Origin of the sequence: Cupriavidus gilardii (genome assembly GCF_008801915.1) — a bacterium.
GTDB lineage: Bacteria > Pseudomonadota > Gammaproteobacteria > Burkholderiales > Burkholderiaceae > Cupriavidus > Cupriavidus gilardii.
On record NZ_VZOV01000006.1, the window covers coordinates 153,105 to 170,230 of the forward strand.

At 69.4% G+C, this 17,126-nt stretch carries 14 protein-coding genes; 8 read left to right on the forward strand and 6 right to left on the reverse strand.

Annotation, left to right across the window (positions count from 1 at the left end; translation table 11 throughout):
• The first annotated feature begins 46 nt into the window (after nucleotides 1-46).
• The 4 genes from F7Q96_RS10370 (at nucleotide 47) to F7Q96_RS10385 (ending at nucleotide 4,779) form a co-directional block, all read left to right on the forward strand.
• Nucleotides 47-733, forward strand: coding sequence for a LutC/YkgG family protein (locus F7Q96_RS10370; RefSeq protein ID WP_023265151.1), 687 nt, complete (start codon nucleotides 47-49; stop codon nucleotides 731-733).
• A gap of 148 nt (nucleotides 734-881) precedes the next feature.
• A complete protein-coding gene (locus F7Q96_RS10375) occupies nucleotides 882-2,300 on the forward strand; it encodes a sodium:proton antiporter (protein WP_053823145.1) in 1,419 nt (472 codons plus the stop codon).
• Nucleotides 2,301-2,308: 8 nt separating this feature from the next.
• Nucleotides 2,309-3,337: a 2-hydroxyacid dehydrogenase gene (locus tag F7Q96_RS10380; protein ID WP_053822178.1), complete on the forward strand. Its 1,029-nt coding sequence runs from the start codon at nucleotides 2,309-2,311 to the stop codon at nucleotides 3,335-3,337.
• 62 nt (nucleotides 3,338-3,399) lie between these two features.
• A complete protein-coding gene (locus F7Q96_RS10385; RefSeq protein WP_053822177.1) occupies nucleotides 3,400-4,779 on the forward strand; it encodes a DNA recombination protein RmuC in 1,380 nt (459 codons plus the stop codon).
• 88 nt (nucleotides 4,780-4,867) lie between these two features.
• On the opposite strand, the gene F7Q96_RS10390 is transcribed toward F7Q96_RS10385, so the two are convergent.
• The 5 genes from F7Q96_RS10390 to F7Q96_RS10410 all read right to left on the reverse strand — a co-directional run bounded on the left by F7Q96_RS10390 (nucleotide 4,868) and on the right by F7Q96_RS10410 (nucleotide 12,024).
• Nucleotides 4,868-5,146, reverse strand: a complete 279-nt coding sequence (locus F7Q96_RS10390; protein WP_151022601.1) for a hypothetical protein — start codon at nucleotides 5,144-5,146, stop codon at nucleotides 4,868-4,870.
• A gap of 185 nt (nucleotides 5,147-5,331) precedes the next feature.
• Complete coding sequence (gene moeA, locus F7Q96_RS10395) at nucleotides 5,332-6,663, reverse strand: molybdopterin molybdotransferase MoeA (protein WP_053822176.1); 1,332 nt, start codon at nucleotides 6,661-6,663, stop codon at nucleotides 5,332-5,334.
• A 110-nt stretch (nucleotides 6,664-6,773) separates the two neighbouring features.
• On the reverse strand, nucleotides 6,774-7,373 hold the full coding sequence (gene mobA, locus F7Q96_RS10400) for a molybdenum cofactor guanylyltransferase MobA (protein WP_053822175.1): 600 nt from the start codon (nucleotides 7,371-7,373) through the stop codon (nucleotides 6,774-6,776).
• A 65-nt stretch (nucleotides 7,374-7,438) separates the two neighbouring features.
• Nucleotides 7,439-8,563 (reverse strand): GTP 3',8-cyclase MoaA, encoded by a 1,125-nt coding sequence (gene moaA / locus F7Q96_RS10405; protein ID WP_053822174.1) that lies wholly within the window; start codon nucleotides 8,561-8,563, stop codon nucleotides 7,439-7,441.
• Between the two features lie 221 nt (nucleotides 8,564-8,784).
• Nucleotides 8,785-12,024, reverse strand: coding sequence for an Rne/Rng family ribonuclease (locus F7Q96_RS10410; RefSeq protein ID WP_053822173.1), 3,240 nt, complete (start codon nucleotides 12,022-12,024; stop codon nucleotides 8,785-8,787).
• Nucleotides 12,025-12,863: 839 nt separating this feature from the next.
• Between F7Q96_RS10410 and F7Q96_RS10415 the strand changes: the two genes are divergently transcribed.
• From F7Q96_RS10415 to F7Q96_RS10430, 4 genes are all read left to right on the forward strand, one after another.
• Nucleotides 12,864-13,895, forward strand: a complete 1,032-nt coding sequence (locus F7Q96_RS10415) for an RluA family pseudouridine synthase (protein ID WP_053822172.1) — start codon at nucleotides 12,864-12,866, stop codon at nucleotides 13,893-13,895.
• 54 nt (nucleotides 13,896-13,949) lie between these two features.
• A complete protein-coding gene (locus tag F7Q96_RS10420) occupies nucleotides 13,950-14,609 on the forward strand; it encodes an HAD-IA family hydrolase (protein WP_053822171.1) in 660 nt (219 codons plus the stop codon).
• Complete coding sequence (locus F7Q96_RS10425; protein WP_053822170.1) at nucleotides 14,602-15,045, forward strand: Rieske (2Fe-2S) protein; 444 nt, start codon at nucleotides 14,602-14,604, stop codon at nucleotides 15,043-15,045. Before F7Q96_RS10420 ends, F7Q96_RS10425 begins: the two co-directional genes overlap by 8 nt.
• 111 nt (nucleotides 15,046-15,156) lie before the next feature.
• A complete protein-coding gene (locus F7Q96_RS10430) occupies nucleotides 15,157-16,323 on the forward strand; it encodes a S49 family peptidase (protein WP_151022603.1) in 1,167 nt (388 codons plus the stop codon).
• A 31-nt stretch (nucleotides 16,324-16,354) separates the two neighbouring features.
• Here F7Q96_RS10430 and F7Q96_RS10435 read toward each other — a convergent pair whose 3' ends face one another.
• Nucleotides 16,355-17,086 carry an SAM-dependent methyltransferase gene (locus F7Q96_RS10435; RefSeq protein ID WP_053822169.1) on the reverse strand — a complete coding sequence of 244 codons (732 nt, stop codon included), beginning with the start codon at nucleotides 17,084-17,086 and terminating at the stop codon, nucleotides 16,355-16,357.
• Between the last annotated feature and the right edge of the window lie 40 nt (nucleotides 17,087-17,126).

The window sequence follows — 17,126 nt, forward strand, 5'->3', positions numbered from 1 at the left end:
TTATAATGCCCGCTGCTCCGGCCTCCCGACTCCGATCGTCCGAACCATGAATACCGATTCCGCTCGCGACCGCATCTTCGCCCGTATCCGTGCCGCCCAGGGGCGGCCGGCGCAGCCGACCCGGGGCGAGCGCGAGGCGGTGGCCGACTATCTGGCGCGCCATCCGCAGGGGCCGCGTCCCGGCGTGGCCGGCGATCTGGTCGAAGCCTTCAGCGTGCAGGCGCGCAAGATGGCGTCCACCGTCGAGCGCGTCGCCACGCTGGCCGACGTGCCGGCGGCGGTGGCGCACTACCTGAGCGGCCTGGCCTTGCCGCCGCGCGCGGTCGCCTGGCCGGCGCTCGGTGCGCTCGACTGGCAGGCGCAGGGGATTGCGGTCGAAGCGCGGCCGCCGCTGCGCGATCCGCAGGCCGACCGCGAGCATGGCGATCTGGTCGGCATCACCGGCTGCTTCTGCGCGATCGCCGAGACCGGTTCGCTGATGCTGCTGTCGGGACCGGAGACCTTCGCCTCCGGTGCGCTGCTGCCCGAGACCCATATCGCGGTGGTGCCGGCCGGCCGCATCGTCGCCGATCTCGAGGAAGCCTTCGCGCTGGTACGCGCCGAGCGCGGCGAGCTGCCGCGCGCGACCAACATCATCAGCGGTCCGTCCCGTACCGGCGATATCGAACAGACCATCGTGCTTGGCGCGCACGGCCCGTATCGCGTGCACGTGGTGCTGGTCGAGCAGGCCTGAGGACGTCCGTCGCCTGGCACGCGCCGGCTGCGTGACGCGCGCGCCCGCACCCGCATCCATGCGCGGCCGCTTCCGCAAGGGGCGGCCGGCATCGCCCAATTCGAATATCAGGAGACCGAACACGATGCAGTCTGTCCTTGCGCGCACCATGCCGTGGCGAACCATCGCGCCGGCAGCCATGCTTTGGCTGGCGCCGTCGCTGGCCGGCGCCGCCGAGCTCGACGGCGCCACCCTGGGCCCGCTGTGGGCCTTGCCGTTCGCCGGCATCCTGCTGTCGATCGCGCTGTTCCCGCTGCTGGCGCCGCGCTTCTGGCATCACCACTTCGGCAAGGTCGCGGCCGCCTGGGGCCTGCTGTTCCTGGTGCCGTTCGCGCTGGCCTTCGGCACGCATGCCGCGGCGGCCAACGTCGTGCATGCGCTGCTGGCCGAGTACATTCCGTTCATCGTGCTGATCGGCGCGCTGTATATCGTGGCCGGGGGCATCTGCGTGCAAGGCAATCTGCATGGCACGCCGAAACTCAATACCGGCATCCTCGCGCTCGGCACGTGCCTTGCCAGCGTGATGGGCACCACCGGCGCGGCGATGCTGCTGATCCGGCCGCTGCTGCGCGCCAACGACAACCGGCGCCATGTCGCGCACGTGGTGGTCTTCTTCATCTTCCTGGTCGCCAATGCCGGCGGCTCGCTGACGCCGCTGGGCGATCCGCCGCTGTTCCTCGGCTTCCTGAAGGGCGTCGAGTTCTTCTGGACCACGCGCCACATCTTCCCCGAGACGCTGTTCCTGTGCGCCGCGCTGCTGGCGATCTTCTATTTCGTCGATCGTTACTACTTTCTCAATCGCGAAGAAGAGCTGCCGCCGCGGCTCGATCCGACGCCGGATTCGCCGGGCATCCGCATCGAGGGCAAGGCCAATTTTGCGCTGCTGCTGGCGGTGATGGCGCTGGTGCTGATGAGCGGCCTGTGGAAGCCGGGCATCGAATTCGACGTACTGGGCACGGTGGTGCCGCTGCAGGCGCTGGTGCGCGACGTCGCGCTGGTGGTGGTGGCGCTGGTGTCGCTGGCCATCACGCCGCACAGCGCGCGCGCCGGCAACGAGTTCAACTGGGATCCGATTCTCGAAGTCGGCAAGCTGTTCGCCGGCATCTTCCTGACGATCATCCCGGTGATCGCGATGCTGAAGGCGGGCACCGACGGCGCCTTCGCCGGCGTGATCCGCGCGGTCAGCGACAGCAACGGCCAGCCGATCGACGGCATGTACTTCTGGGCCACCGGCGTGCTGTCGTCGTTCCTCGACAACGCGCCGACCTACCTGGTGTTCTTCAATACCGCCGGCGGCGACGCGGCCACGCTGATGACGCGCGACGCCACCACGCTGGCGGCGATCTCGGCCGGCGCGGTGTTCATGGGCGCCAACACCTATATCGGCAATGCGCCGAACCTGATGGTCAAGGCGATCGCCGAGAATCGCGGCGTGCGCATGCCCAGCTTCTTCGGTTATATGCTGTGGTCCTGCGGCATCCTGGTGCCGCTGTTCGGGGTGATGACCCTGCTGTTCTTCCGCGTCTGAGGTACACGATGGCTTCGCAATCGCAATCGCAATCGCAATCCGCTTCGCGCCCCGCCGTGCTGGTCACGCGGGCGATCTTCCCCGATGTGATCGAACGCCTCGCGCAGTATTTCGACGTCGATCACAACCAGCCCGACGTGCCGCTCGACGCCGCCGCGCTGAAGGCGCGCCTGGCCGGCAAGGCGGGTGTGCTGTCCAATGCCGCCGACCGCATCGACGCGGATTTGATCGGCGCGCTGCCGCAACTGCGCGCGGTCTGCAACATGGCGGTCGGCTACAACAATCTGGACCTGCCGGCGCTGACGGCGGCGGGCATCGTCGCCACCAACACGCCGGACGTGCTGACCGAGACCACCGCCGACTTCGGCTGGGCGCTGCTGATGGCGACCGCGCGGCGCGTCACCGAGTCCGAGCACTTCCTGCGCGCGGGCAAATGGGAGCGCTGGTCCTACGACATGTTCCTCGGCATGGACCTGCACGGCAGCACGCTGGGCATCCTCGGCATGGGCCGCATCGGACAGGCGCTGGCGCGCCGCGCCGCCGGCTTCGGCATGACGGTGCTGTATCACAACCGCAGCCAGCTGCCGGCCGAGATCGAGCAGGGACTGGGCGCGCGCTATGTCGGCAAGGCCGAACTGCTGCGCGAGTCCGACCATCTGATGCTGGTGCTGCCCTATAGCGAGCAGAGCCACCATGCGATCGGCGCGGCCGAGCTGGCGCAGATGAAGCCCACCGCGACGCTGATCAACCTGGCACGCGGCGGCATCGTCGACGACGCGGCGCTGGCCGCGGCGCTGCGCGAGAAGCGCCTCTTCGCCGCGGGGCTGGACGTGTTCGAAGGCGAGCCGAAGGTCCATCCCGCGCTGCTCGAGGTGCCCAACGTCGTGCTGACCCCGCATATCGCCAGCGCCTCGGAGAAGACGCGGCGCGCGATGGCGAATCTGGCGGCCGACAATCTGATCGCGGCGCTGGGCGCCGGCCCCGATGCCGGCAGGCCGCCCTGCGCGCTGAACCCGGAAGTGCTGGCGCGCCGCTAGCGCACCTTCGCCGTCGCGGTTGCCCTGGCCGCGGCGGCGCCCTGTTTCACGACCCCGTCCCGATGTCCTCCTCCTCGCTGATTCTGATCGCCCTGGCGGCAATCCTGCTGCTGACCCTGCTGACGCTCGTCCTGCTGCTGACGCGCGGGCGTGACGGCGGCACCGCCGAACTGCTGCAACGTCTCGCCGACTGGCGCGAACGCGGTGAACGCGACAGCGAACGGCTCGAACGCAGCCTGCGCGGCGAGGTTGCCGAGGCCGCGCGACTCGGGCGCGACGAGACCAGCGAGCAGATGATGCGCTTCCAGCAGACGCTGTCGGCGCAGATGACGCATATCGCCACGCTGCAGAACAACCAGATCGACATGTTCGCGCAGCAGCTGGCCAAGCTGACCGAATCGAACGAGCGGCGCCTGGGCGAGGTGCGCACCACGCTGGAGCAGAAGCTCAAGGACATCGAGGCCAATAACGCCGCCAGGCTCGACGAGATGCGGCGTACCGTCGACGAGAAGCTGCACGCGACGCTGGAGCAGCGGCTGGGCGAATCGTTCCGCATGGTGTCGGACCGGCTCGAGCAGGTGCACCGGGGCCTGGGCGAGATGCAGATGCTGGCGCAGGGCGTCGGCGACCTGAAGCGCGTGCTGACCAATGTGAAGACGCGCGGCACCTGGGGCGAGGTCCAACTGGAGATGCTGCTGCAGCAGATCCTGACGCCCGAGCAATACGCGCGCAACGTCGAGACCGTGCCGAATTCCGGCGCGCGGGTCGAGTTCGCGATCCGGCTGCCTGGCAAGGAGGTCGGCGTCGGCAACGCCGCCGGGAATGGCAACGGCACGGTCTGGCTGCCGATCGACGCCAAGTTTCCGAAGGAGCAGTACGAGCGGCTGACCGACGCGCAGGAACACGGCGATGTCGACGGCGTGGCCGCCGCCGGGCGCGAACTCGAAGTCGCGATCAAGCGCGAGGCGCAGACCATCGCCGAGAAGTACCTGTCGCCGCCGGCCACCACCGACTTCGCGATCCTGTTCCTGCCGACCGAGGGACTCTATGCCGAGGTGCTGCGCCGGCCGGGACTGACCGACCTGCTGCAGCGCAATCACCGCGTGACGGTGGCCGGCCCGACCACGCTGACCGCGGTGCTCAACAGCCTGCAGATGGGCTTTCGCACGCTGGCGCTGGAAAAGCGCTCCAGCGAGGTGTGGGAGGTGCTCGGCGCGGTCAAGACCGAGTTCGGCAAGTTCGGCGACGTGCTGGCGCGCACCAGGGACACGCTCGAGCGCGCCGCCCGCAATATCGAGCAGGCCGAGGTGCGCAGCCGCCAGATGGCGCGCAAGCTGCGCAAGGTCGAGGCGTTGCCGTCGGAGGCGGCGGAGCAGCTGCTGGGCCTGCCGGAGGAGGACGACGGCGAGGCCGCGCCGAAAGATTCCGGCCCGCCGGCCTGAGCCAGCGGCAGCGTCGTGGCAAGAAAGCAAAAAAGCGCATCCATCGGGATGCGCTTTTTTTGTCGGGCGAGGGACGAACTGCCGGGGCTTATTGCCCGTCGTTCGGCAGATTGCGGATCGTCACCTCGATGCCGCCGAAGCGGGCCGCCACCCAGTTGTAGGCCTTGCAGGCCAGCCACAGCAGGCCGAAGCCGACCAGCGCGTTCAGAATCAGCGCGGTGAACACCGTGATGCCGGGCAGATCGCCATAGCGGACAAAGGCCACGAACAACCCCATCGACACGATCGGCACCGAGAAGCACAGATAGACCAGGACGAGCGCGCGTGCGGTCTTGACGGGGTGGAGGTAAGCGATCTCCTGATTCATGACAGCGTGGCAGTGGGGCAGAGTTGGGTTGCGGCAAGTGTAGCGAATGGGTGGCGTGGCGCATAGCCTCGCCCCGCCGGGCCGGCCAAAAGCGGCCGCCGGCACGGCTTCGGTAAGCAAAAAAACGACAGTGGAGCGGGGCGGTGCCGCCGTGCCGCGGTGGGGCGAATGGTGGGGCAGCGACCTTACAGCAGGCCCTCGAACAGCATGACCTCGACCGGATCGCCGGCCGCGACGCCGCCTTGCTCGTGTGCCAGCACGATGAAGCAGTTGGCCTCGCTCATCGAGCGCAGCACGCCCGAGCCCTGCTGGCCGGTGATGCGCACCTCCCACTGGCCGTCGGCGCCGCGCGCGAGGATGCCGCGCTGGTATTCGGTGCGGCCCGGCTTCTTGCGGATCGCCTGGGCGCTGCGCACGCGCATCAGCGGCGGCGGCGAGATGTCCGCGCCCATCATCCGGTGCAGCGCGGCGCGGACGAAATGGTAGAAGGTCACCATCACCGCGACCGGATTGCCGGGCAGGCCGAACAGCAGCGCCTGATGGCCGTTCGACGCGATGCGGCCGAAGGCCATCGGCCGGCCGGGGCGCATCGCGATTTTCCAGAAGGTCACGTCGCCGAGTTCGGCCATGATCTGCTTGGTGTAGTCGGCCTCGCCGACCGACACGCCGCCCGAGGTGATCACCGCATCCGCGTTTTCGCAGGCGCTGCGCAGCGCGGCCTCGAGCGCGGCGGGATCGTCGCGCACCACGCCCATGTCGATCAGATCGACATGCAGCCGTCGCAGCATGCCGTGCAGCGTGTAGCGGTTCGAGTCGTAGACGCAGCCGGCGTCGAGCGGCTCCCCGATCGAACGCAGCTCGTCGCCGGTCGAGAAGAAGGCCACGCGCAGCCGCCGCCGGACCTTGACCTCGGCGATGCCGAGCGAGGCCAGCAGGCCGAGGTCGGCGGGCTGCAGCACGCGGCCCTGCCTGAGCGCGGGTTTGCCGCGCGCCAGGTCTTCGCCGCGCAGGCGGCGGTTGTCGCCGGCCCGCACCGCGTCGGCGGCAAAGCGTACGGTCTCGCCTGCTGCCTCGCCTGCTGTCTCGCCCGCTGCCTCGCCCGCCCCCTGCGCTACGCGCTGCGTGAATTCCTGCGGGATTACCGTATCGCAGCCAGCCGGCATCACCGCGCCGGTCATGATCCGTACCGCCTCGCCGGCGGCCGGGACCAGGCCGTGCGCCTCGCCGGCCAGCGCCGTGCCGATGACGCGCAGCGTCACCTCGCCGCCGCTTGCAGCCTGCAGCGCGGCGCTGGCGAAGGCATAGCCGTCCATCGCCGAATTGTCGTGCGCCGGCACGTCGAGCGGCGATACGACGTCCTCGGCCAGCACCCGGTCCAGCGCCGCGCGGATCGCGACGTGCTCGATGCCGCTGACCGGTTCGACCACGTCGGCGATGATCCGGTTGGCCTGCGCCACCGGCAGCGCGCTGGGATCGTAGTCGGACAGGCAGGAGATCACGGATTGCAGGGACGGCATGGCAGGGTTCGGGTAGGGATCAGATTCGGGGTTGGGTTCGGTTTGGGCGCAGCGGGTGCCGGTCGCAAAGCGGAGCCGCGGGCCGGCCGGGGCCGCGCTCTTTGCTCCGCTCAGCGCGCCTCGAAGGTACGCAGTTCGTCCAGCGTGTTGATATTGGCGAACGGCGCCGCGTCGTCGAACGGCACTTCGGCCAGCCGGTGCTGCGAGGCCCAGGCCTCGATCTTGCGGCCGCCGCCGTTCAGGAAGGCGACCAGGCTGTCCAGCGCGGTATGCGGCATCAGCAGGAACACCGGCTGGGTCTGGCGGCGGCCCTGCTCGTCGACGGTGACCGGCATCGCCATCTCGGCCCCTTCGCGCTCGATCGCCTGCGCCAGCCGCGCCACCAGATCGGTCGGCAGGAACGGCGAATCGCACGGCGCGGTGACCATCCAGCGCGTCTGGCACTGTTCCAGGCCGGCCAGCATGCCGGCCAGCGGGCCGGCGAAGTCGGGCACCGAGTCGGTGACCACCGGCACGCCGAACGATTCGTAGGCGGCCAGATTGCGGTTGGCGTTGATCAGCAGCGCGCCGGTCTGCGGCGAGAGCCGCATCATCGTGTGCATCGCCATCGGCGCGCCACGCAGCGACTGCAGGCCCTTGTCGGTGCCGCCCATGCGGCTGCCGCGTCCGCCGGCCAGGATCAGGCCGGTAATGTCTTCGCGTTCGATCATCGCGGTGCAGAGAAAAAGGGGTGAAGCGTTGAAGCGTTGATGGGATCGGAGCCGGGGCGGCGCGCCTAGCCGCCGATATAGGACATCTCGATCTTGCGCGCCGCGCGGGCCGCGCGCACCTGCTCGTCGCCGCGCTGCTCCGAATAGTTGTCGGTGCGCTCGCGCCAGACGCCGGCGATCGCGTTGGCGATCTCGAGGTCGCTGTGCCCGTCGCGCAGCAGCGTGCGCAGATCGTAGCCCTCGGTGGCAAACAGGCACAGATAGAGCCGGCCCTCGGTCGACAGCCGGATGCGGCTGCAATCGCCGCAGAAGGCGTGCGTGACGCTGGAGATTACGCCGATCTCGCCGGCGCCGTCGCGGTAGCGCCAGCGCTGCGCGGTCTCGCCGCTGTAGTTGGCCGCGATCGGCTCGAGCGGAAACTCCGCGTCGATGCGTGCGACCACTTCGTCCGACGGCAGCACCTCGTCCATGCGCCAGTGGTTGCTGGCGCCCACGTCCATGAACTCGATATAGCGGACGATGATGCCGCTGCCGCGGAAATGGCGCGCCATCGGTACGATCTCGGCGTCGTTGGTGCCGCGCTTGACCACCATGTTGACCTTCAGCGGCGCCAGCCCGACCGCCTGTGCGGTCTCGATGCCCTTGAGCACGTCCGCCACGGCGAAGTCGACGTCGTTCATGCGGCGGAAGGTGGCGTCGTCGATCGCATCGAGGCTGACCGAGACCCGCGTCAGCCCGGCGTCGCGCAGCGCACGCGCCTTGCGGGCCAGCAGCGAGGCATTGGTGGTCAGCGTCAGGTCCAGCGGCTTGCCGGCCGGCGTCTCGATGCGCGCCAGCATTTCGACCAGCTTCTCGATGTTCTTGCGCAGCAGCGGCTCGCCGCCGGTCAGCCGGATCTTCTCGACGCCATGGGCGACGAACAGGCGCGCGACGCGCTCGATCTCCTCGAAGCTGAGCAGCTCCGAATGCGGCAGGAAGGTGTAGTCCTTGTCGAACACCTCCTTCGGCATGCAGTAGACACAGCGGAAATTGCAGCGGTCGGTCACCGAGATGCGCAGGTCGTGCAGCGGGCGTCCGCGGCGGTCGGCCAGCAGCCCGCCCGGCGTTTCCAGCCGCGCGGGAATCGCGGGCTTCATCGAGTGATAGCGATGCTCGCGCAGATCGAAGATGGGAATGACGGATTCGGTCATGTCGTGATAGGTCGCCGCCAGCCCGGCGCCGTTCTGCCGCCATTCTATCCGAGCTTGCGCCGAGGGATCGCCGGGACGGGCGGCGCACGCGTGCAGGCAAGGAAAAAGGGGACGGCGGTGCCGTCCCCTTTGGCTCACATCGTTTCCGCGCAGGCGGGAATGCAGCGTGCTGGAACGTCCCGGGTCCCCGCGCGCGGGGACGACGAGACGATCGCCACGCGTTACTGCTGCGCGGCCGACTGCTGCGCGTCCATCGTGACCTCGCGGCCGCCGGTCTCGACCAGCACCATCGGGCCCTGCGGCAGCGGCGGCAGCGGCTTGCGCTCGCGCGGCACACGCGGCGCCGGCACGATGCGCGCGGCGGCTTCCTGCGCGGCACGGTACTTGGCGCTGTCGGTGTGCACCCACTGCAGGCCGGCTGCGTTCAGCATCGGCTCGAGCGCATCGGCCGACAGCGGCGCCACAGCGGCGGCAGGGGCAGCCTGTGGCTGCTGTGCTGCCGGGGCGTTGACCGCCTCGGGGGCGGGTTTGGCGACCGCTTCCGCGGGGGCTTGCTGCACGGCTTCGGCGGCCGGTGCCGGCGCGGCTTCCCGGGCGAGCTCGGTCGGCACGTCGGCCGTTGCTTCGGCGGTGGCTTCGGCCGCAGCGTCGGCCGTCACCGCGGTGGCCGCTTGCGCGGGCACTGCGTCGGCGGCTGCCGTGGCAGGCGCTTGGGGTGCGGGGGCGGTCGGGGCGACGGCTTCGGCCGGCGACACCTGGGTCGCGGCCGAGCTGCCCGGCGCCAGTTCGGCGGCGATCACCGGAGCGGGGGCCGGCTCGGCCGGCACGGCCTGGGTCGGCATCGCGGCGGTCGGTGCGACGCCCGCGGTTTCCGCTTCCGCGGCCGCGACCGCGGCGACCGGCACCGGCGTCACGCCGGCAGCCTCGCCGGCTTCGGCCAGCGCCTGGCCGGTGGCCGGCATGGCGGCCATCGTGCCGCTGGTCTGGCCCTCGGCGCCTTCGGCCTCCGCAGCCTCGGCGGCTTCGGTGGCTTCCGTGGCGGCGCCTTCCTCGCGCTCGCGGCGATAGCGGTTGCGGCCGCGGCGATTGCGGCGGCGACGCTCTTCGCCTTCGCCGTTCTCGGCGGTGTCTGCGGTTTCCGGCAGTTCGGCGCGGACCGCGCCGGCCTCGTCGGTCAGTGCAGCCACCGGCACCGGCTGGGTCGGCACGCCCGCTTCCACGTCGGTCAGCTCGGCATCGGCGGCGCGCGCCTCGCTGCGCTCACGCTGCCGTTCGCGCTGGCGCTCGCGGCGTTCCTGGTTGCGTTCGCGGCGGTTCTCGCTGCGCTCCGTCCGTTCACCGCGTTCGCCTTGCACGGCGTCCGGCTGGCGGGCTTCGGCCTGCGCCGGCTGCGCCTCGCCTTGGCGCGGCTGACGGGGCTGACGCTCGGCGCGATCGCCACGCTCGCCGCGTTCCACCCGCTCACCGCGTTCGGCGCGCTCGCCGCGTTCGGCACGCTGGCCACGGCCGGCCTGGCGCTCGCCGCGTTCGGCGCGGTCGCCACGTTCCGCGCGCTCGGTGCGATCGCCACGCTCGCCGCGTTCACTGCGTTGGCCACGTTCGCCACGCTGGCCGCGCTCGCGCCGGCTGCCTTCGCCATTGCCGCCGGTACGGGCTTCCGTCGCGGCGGGCTTGGCCGGCTGCACCGGAGCCGGTGCAGGACGGGCGCCGAACAGGCCCTTGAGCCAGGCGATGAAGCCGCCGCTGCCGATCGGCTGCGTCGCCGCGGCCGGAGCGGCCGGCTTGGCCGCCGGGGCTTCCTGGCGCGGAGCGCGCTCGGGGCGGGGCACCGAAACCGGCGCCGGCTGCTCGGGGGTGATGCCCTTGACCGCGGCTTCCTGGCGCGGCTTGGCGTCTTCCTTCTTGCGGCTGCTGTAGCTGGTGTCCGCCTCCAGTTCCTTGGCGGCGGCCTCGGCCATCCGGTAGCTGGCGGTGCTTTCTTCCAGGCGCGGATCGTCGTGGCGCAGGCGCTCGAGCTTGTAGTGCGGCGTTTCCAGATGCTTGTTCGGGATCAGCAGCACGTTGACCTTGAAGCGCAGCTCGATCAGGTTGATGTCCTGGCGCTTCTCGTTGAGCAGGAAGGCGGCGACCTCGACCGGCACCTGGCAGTGGATCGCGGCGGTGTTTTCCTTCATCGCCTCTTCCTGGATGATGCGCAGCACCTGCAGGGCGGACGATTCGGTATCGCGGATATGGCCGGTGCCGTTGCAGCGCGGGCAGGTGATATGCGAGCCCTCGGACAGCGACGGACGCAGGCGCTGGCGCGACAGCTCCATCAGGCCGAAGCGGCTGATCTTGCCCATCTGCACGCGCGCGCGGTCATGGCGCAGCGCGTCCTTCAGCCGCGTCTCGACGTCCTTCTGCGCCTTGTTCGACTCCATGTCGATGAAGTCGATGACGATCAGGCCGCCCAGGTCGCGCAGGCGCAGCTGGCGGGCGATCTCGTCGGCCGCCTCCAGGTTGGTGCGCAGCGCCGTTTCCTCGATGTCGGCGCCCTTGGTGGCGCGCGCCGAGTTGACATCGACCGAGACCAGCGCCTCGGTGTGGTCGATCACGATGGCGCCGCCGGAGGGCAGCATCACCATGCGGGAATACGCCGATTCGATCTGGTGTTCGATCTGGAAACGCGAGAAGAGGGGCACGTCGTCCCGATATTTCTTCACGCGGTTCATGTTGTCGGGCATCACCACGCTCATGAAGGCGCGGGCCTGCTCGTAGATGTCGTCGGTGTCGATCAGGATCTCGCCGATGTCCGGCTGGAAGTAATCGCGGATCGCGCGGATCACCAGGCTCGATTCGAGATAGATCAGCAGCGGCGCCTTGTTGTCGAGCGCGGCGCCGTCGATGGCCTTCCACAGTTGCAGCAGGTAGTTCAGGTCCCACTGCAGTTCCTCGGCCGAGCGGCCGATGCCCGCAGTGCGGGCGATGATGCTCATGCCGTCGGGCACGGTCAGCTGCGCCATCGTCTCGCGCAGCTCCTGGCGGTCTTCGCCTTCGATGCGGCGCGACACGCCGCCACCACGCGGGTTGTTCGGCATCAGCACCAGGTAGCGGCCGGCCAGCGAGATGAAGGTGGTCAGCGCCGCGCCCTTGTTGCCGCGCTCTTCCTTCTCGACCTGGACGATCAGTTCCTGGCCCTCGTGCAGCGCGTCCTGGATGCGCGCGTTGCGCACGTCGACGCCTTCCTTGAAGTAGGCGCGGGCCACTTCCTTGAACGGCAGGAAGCCGTGACGCTCTTCGCCGTAGTTGACGAAGCACGCTTCGAGCGACGGCTCGATGCGGGTGATCACGCCCTTGTAGATATTGCCCTTGCGCTGCTCGCGCCCGGCGGTCTCGATATCGATGTCGATCAGCTTCTGACCGTCGACGATGGCGACGCGCAATTCCTCCTGCTGCGTCGCATTGAACAGCATGCGTTTCATCGCAAACCCTCGTTCCAATGCCGCGGCCGGCACCAGGGGTGCCGCGCGGCGTTTCGAAAGCACGCGAGGAAGCGAGAGGTGGCGTGAGAATTGCCGAAGGCGCCGGGGCGAATGCAAGCCGCCGGCTGGGCGCGGGTGAAAGAGAGAGACGTCGGCGCGCTGCGCGGGTTCGGACCGCCATGCCGGCCATGCGCGAGCTGCGCGCAGGGTCAGGCGGCGATATCGGACGGAGGCCGGGGTACGGGGGAGGGCAGCGACGACAGGATGCCGCTTGCGCTTCGGCTCGCACCGGGGCCGGCCACGAACGGCCAGGACGCGTCAAAGAGCAAGGTTGTCGGACGCGGCGGCATGCCACCACGACCTGAGCGACCGACAAGGCAGGCGCACCTGCTGCTTGTTGGAGTTCTGCGACCGGGCGCCGCGATTGTCACCATGTCGTCGATCAGGCGAGGGGCCAGGCAACCGGCCGGCACCGATTTCCGGTGCGGCGGGACTTTCTCTCACCGAAGCGAATGCCGTATCGGCATCCGCCATCAAATTCTGTTCTACCTGAACACTCTGCTCCCACGTGAACCGAGTCCGCGCCGAACCCGCCTTTGGGCGGTTTTCCTGCGCACAGCCGGTACCGTGCGTGCTGCTTGTTACTTGATTTACTGCGACGGGCCGCCAGCGGAGCTGTCGGCCCGTACCGCCACTTTGCCCGTCCGGCGCCTGCGGATTACGCGATGGCGGGGGACCGGGCCGGGCCAGCGGTGACCCGAAGTGTAAAATGCGACAATTCGCTTACACCGCTTGCGCTGCCGGCTATGGCCGGGGTAGCGCGGAAATTATATTTGAAAATGAATGAGTTACGCCATCGAATTGAAAAAGAGGTGCGATCCGGCACGGATGCGCCCCAGGTGGCGTATGTGACCATCGGGGAAGACGCCGACGGTCAGCGGATCGACAACTACCTGCTGCGGGTGGCCAAGGGCGTGCCCAAGAGCCACGTCTACCGGATCCTGCGCTCCGGCGAAGTACGGGTCAACAAAGGCCGCGTCGACGCCACCTATCGGCTGAAGCTGGGCGACGTTGTGCGCATTCCGCCACTTCGTGTGGCGACGGCCGCCGCATCGGATACCTACGTGCCCGCGGCCTCGTTCCCGGTGCTGTTCGAGGACGCCCATCTGCTGGTGATCGACAAGCCGGCCGGCGTGGCGGTCCATGGCGGCTCCGGCGTGGCCTTCGGCGTCATCGAGCAGCTGCGCCAGGCACGCCCCGAGGCCCGCTTCCTGGAACTGGTGCACCGGCTCGACCGCGAAACCTCGGGCATCCTGTTGCTGGCCAAGAAGCGCGCCGCGCTGGTGCATCTGCACCAGCAGATCCGCGACAATGCGATGGACAAGCGCTATTTCGCCTGCGTCGCCGGCGAATTCGGCCACAACCGCCAGCACGCCCGCTTCCCGCTGTTCAAGTACACCACGCCGGACGGCGAGCGCCGCGTGCGCGTGCAGGCCGACGGCCAGCCCTCGCATACGGTGTTCAACCGCGTCGCCTCCTTCCCCGGCTACACGCTGCTGGAGGCCGAGCTCAAGACCGGCCGCACCCACCAGATCCGCGTGCACCTGGCTCAGCTCGGCTTTCCGATCGTCGGTGACGACAAGTACGGCGACTTCGCGCTGAACAAGGCGCTGGCCCGCGCCGGCGCCAGGCCGGGCCTGAAGCGGATGTTCCTGCACGCGCACCGGCTGACGTTCGTGCATCCGGGCAGCGGCCAGGCGCTGACGCTGAGCGCGCCGCTGCCGGACGAGTGCGAAACGTTCCTGCGGCAGCTCAGGCAGATCGGGCAGGCGGGACTGCCCGATCCGGCTTCCGCGACCCCATCCCCGTAGCCGGACGACATCGTTATCCGTCCCGGCAGCCCCATTTTTTCGATCGAGAACCCCATGGCCCGGCAACGCTTCGACCTGATCGTCTTCGACTGGGATGGAACCCTGATGGATTCCACCCCGACCATCGCCAAGTGCATCCAGCTGGCGAGCCGCGACCTGGGCCTGCCGGTGCCCGACGAGGACGCCGCCCGCCACGTGATCGGCCTCGGGCTGAAGGACGCGCTCGAATATGCGATTCCGACGCTGGATCCGGTCGACTATCCGCGCCTGGCCGAGCGCTATCGCTACCATTTCCTGACGCGCGACGCCGAACTGGTGCTGTTCGAGGGCGTGCGGGACATGCTCGAGGCGCTGCGCGGCCAGCACTATTTCCTCGGCGTCGCCACCGGCAAGACCCGCGTCGGACTGCAGCGGGCGCTGGCCGCCACCGGTCTGACGGCGCTCTTCGACGCCACGCGCTGCGCCGACGAGACCTTCTCCAAGCCGCATCCGGCGATGCTGCACGAGCTGACCCGCGAGCTGGGCCAGGACATGGCGCGCACGGTGATGATCGGCGACACCACGCACGACCTGCAGATGGCGGTCAACGCCGGCGCCCACGGCATCGGCGTCTGCTATGGCGCCCACCCGGCCGATTCGCTGCGCGCGATGACGCCGCTGCACTGCGCCAGTTCGATCGCCGACCTCAGCGACTGGCTGCATACCCATGGCTGATTCCGGCCCTGACACCGGTCCGCTGGCGAATACCCCGGCCCTGCCGGTCCAGGCGCGCCGGCTGTGCGCGGCGGACGAACTGGTCGAAGGCGGCGTCGGCGTGCGCTTCACGGTTGCGGTCGGGGGCCGGGAGATCGGCGCCTTCGCGGTGCGCTTCGAGGGGCAGGTCCATGGCTATCTGAATCAGTGCGCCCATGTGCCGATGGAGCTCGACTGGCAGGAAGGCCACTTTTTCGAGTCGTCGGGCCTATACTTGATGTGCGCCACACATGGCGCGACCTATGCGCCCGACAGCGGACTGTGCGTCGGCGGACCGTGCCGCGGCGCGTCGCTGGCCAAGCTGCGCGTCGAGGAGCGCGACGGCGCCGTCTACTGGATACCGGAGTCGCCGTACGACGATCCGCCCTCGCTGCCGTCGCCACCGCCCGTCCCGTAAGCGGGCACGCCGCGGCCGCGCATCGGCATCGCTTTTTTTGACGGGAAACCTTCGGGCTCCAGCGCAACGTCGGCCACGTCCGCGCAGCGGCGCCCGTTCGAGAGTATTTGCATGACAGATCAGAACAAACCGCCGGTGAATCCGAACGAGCCGGATGCCGAGCCGGGCCGCGGCGACGAGAGCCCGGGCGGGCGCGGCGCCGGCGAGCGGCTCGAAACCGCGCGCCACGCCGATTACCCGCTGGAGGCCGAGGTCCGCGATGCCGAGGCCGCCGCGCGTCGCGAGTCGGTCGAGCGCAAGGCGCGGCTCAAGGGCGAGTCGGCCGGGCCGGTCAAGACCGGCGCCGGCTGGGAGCGCGATGTGCTCGAACGCGTGCTGATGGCCACGCTGCGCGAGCAGCGGGCGGCGCGCCGCTGGAAGATCTTCTTCCGCCTGGCCGGCTTCGCGCTGTTCGCGCTGGTGCTGTTCTCGCTGTTCGACTTCAAGACCGACGGCGCCATTACCAGCGGCCGGCATACGGCGATGGTCACGCTGGAGGGCGAGATCGCCGCCGGCACGCCGGCCAGTGCCGAGTCGATCAACGCATCGCTGCAGGCCGCCTTCGCCGATGCCAACGCGGCCGGCGTGATCCTGAAGATCAATTCCCCGGGCGGCTCGCCGGTGCAGGCCGGCATCATCAACGACGAGATCCAGCGCCTGCGCTCGCTGCATCCGTCCAAGCCGCTGTATGTCGTGGTCGAGGAAATCTGCGCGTCGGGCGGCTACTACGTCGCCGCCGCGGCCGACAAGATCTATGTCGACAAGGCCAGCATCGTCGGTTCGATCGGCGTGCTGATGGACGGCTTCGGCTTCACGGGTCTGATGGATAAGCTCGGCGTCGAGCGGCGGCTGTACACCGCGGGCGCCAACAAGGGCATGCTGGACCCGTTCTCGCCGGAATCGCCGCAGCAGAAGGCGTTCGCCGAGCAGATGCTGCGCCAGATCCACGAGCAGTTCATCGCAGTGGTCAAGGAAGGGCGCGGCAACCGGCTGAAAGACGATCCGACGCTGTTCTCGGGCCTGTTCTGGTCCGGCGAGCGCAGCATCGAGCTAGGCCTGGCCGACGGGCTGGGCAGCGCCGAGTCGGTGGCGCGCGACGTGCTGAAGGCCGAGGACATCGTCGACTACACGGTCAAGGAGAACATCGCCGAGCGCGTCGCCAAGCGCTTCGGCGCCGCGGTCGGGACCGCGGCCGCCAAGACCCTGATGTGGAGTTCGCGGCTGCAGTCGCTGTATTGACGCCGGCCGGCGCGTGGGGCAGCGCGGCCGTTCAGGCCGCCAGGATCGAGAAGATCGCCGGCCGCTTGTGCAATTCCAGCCGGCCCGGCTGCCAGGCCGACAGCGGCTGCGTGACGATGGTCTCGGTCGGCAGCGTCAGGTCCACCGCGATCGACAGCAGCGTGGTGCCCGCGCAGGTGGTCTTCAGCGCCGCCAGCAGCGCCTCGTTGCGATACGGCGTCTCGATCCAGACCTGGGTCTGCCGGTGCTTGCGCGACCATTGCTCCAGTTCGCGCAGGCGCTGCGTGCGCTCGGCCGGATCGACCGGCAGATAGCCGTTGAAGGCAAAGCTCTGGCCGTTCAGCCCCGAGCCCATCACTGCCAGCAGGATCGAGCTGGGCCCGACCAGCGGCCGCACGCGCACGCCGCGCGCGTGAGCCAGCCGCACCAGATTGGCGCCGGGGTCGGCCACCGCCGGCACCCCGGCCTCCGACAGCAGGCCCCCGTCGCGGCCGGCCAGCACCGGGGCCAGCAGCTCTGCCAGCGCGGCCTCGGGCGTATTGACGTTCAGCTCGCGGATCTCGATCTGCTGGATCGGCCGCGCCAGCGGGCAGGTCTGCCCCAGCTTCTTCAGATAGGCGCGCGCGGTCTTGGCGTTTTCGGCGACCAGGTAGTCCAGGCTGGCGGCGATCTGCTGCACGTCGGCCGGGATCACGGCCGGCAGCGGGTCGGCCTCGTCGCGTTTGCCCAGCGTGTTGGGAATCAGGTATAGCGTGCCGCTCATGGGCGGATGTCCTCGACAGCGGAGAGGGAAGGCCCGCGGA

What these genes read in the sequence shown, in the direction of transcription:
- F7Q96_RS10370 (WP_023265151.1), top strand. Translation starts at nt 47, where the DNA reads ATGAATACCGATTCCGCTCGCGACCGCATCTTCGCCCGTATCCGTGCC.
- F7Q96_RS10375 (WP_053823145.1), top strand. Translation starts at nt 882, where the DNA reads ATGCCGTGGCGAACCATCGCGCCGGCAGCCATGCTTTGGCTGGCGCCG.
- F7Q96_RS10380 (WP_053822178.1), top strand. Translation starts at nt 2,309, where the DNA reads ATGGCTTCGCAATCGCAATCGCAATCGCAATCCGCTTCGCGCCCCGCC.
- F7Q96_RS10385 (WP_053822177.1), top strand. Translation starts at nt 3,400, where the DNA reads ATGTCCTCCTCCTCGCTGATTCTGATCGCCCTGGCGGCAATCCTGCTG.
- F7Q96_RS10390 (WP_151022601.1), bottom strand. Translation starts at nt 5,146, where the DNA reads ATGAATCAGGAGATCGCTTACCTCCACCCCGTCAAGACCGCACGCGCG.
- moeA (WP_053822176.1), bottom strand. Translation starts at nt 6,663, where the DNA reads ATGCCGTCCCTGCAATCCGTGATCTCCTGCCTGTCCGACTACGATCCC.
- mobA (WP_053822175.1), bottom strand. Translation starts at nt 7,373, where the DNA reads ATGATCGAACGCGAAGACATTACCGGCCTGATCCTGGCCGGCGGACGC.
- moaA (WP_053822174.1), bottom strand. Translation starts at nt 8,563, where the DNA reads ATGACCGAATCCGTCATTCCCATCTTCGATCTGCGCGAGCATCGCTAT.
- F7Q96_RS10410 (WP_053822173.1), bottom strand. Translation starts at nt 12,024, where the DNA reads ATGAAACGCATGCTGTTCAATGCGACGCAGCAGGAGGAATTGCGCGTC.
- F7Q96_RS10415 (WP_053822172.1), top strand. Translation starts at nt 12,864, where the DNA reads ATGAATGAGTTACGCCATCGAATTGAAAAAGAGGTGCGATCCGGCACG.
- F7Q96_RS10420 (WP_053822171.1), top strand. Translation starts at nt 13,950, where the DNA reads ATGGCCCGGCAACGCTTCGACCTGATCGTCTTCGACTGGGATGGAACC.
- F7Q96_RS10425 (WP_053822170.1), top strand. Translation starts at nt 14,602, where the DNA reads ATGGCTGATTCCGGCCCTGACACCGGTCCGCTGGCGAATACCCCGGCC.
- F7Q96_RS10430 (WP_151022603.1), top strand. Translation starts at nt 15,157, where the DNA reads ATGACAGATCAGAACAAACCGCCGGTGAATCCGAACGAGCCGGATGCC.
- F7Q96_RS10435 (WP_053822169.1), bottom strand. Translation starts at nt 17,086, where the DNA reads ATGAGCGGCACGCTATACCTGATTCCCAACACGCTGGGCAAACGCGAC.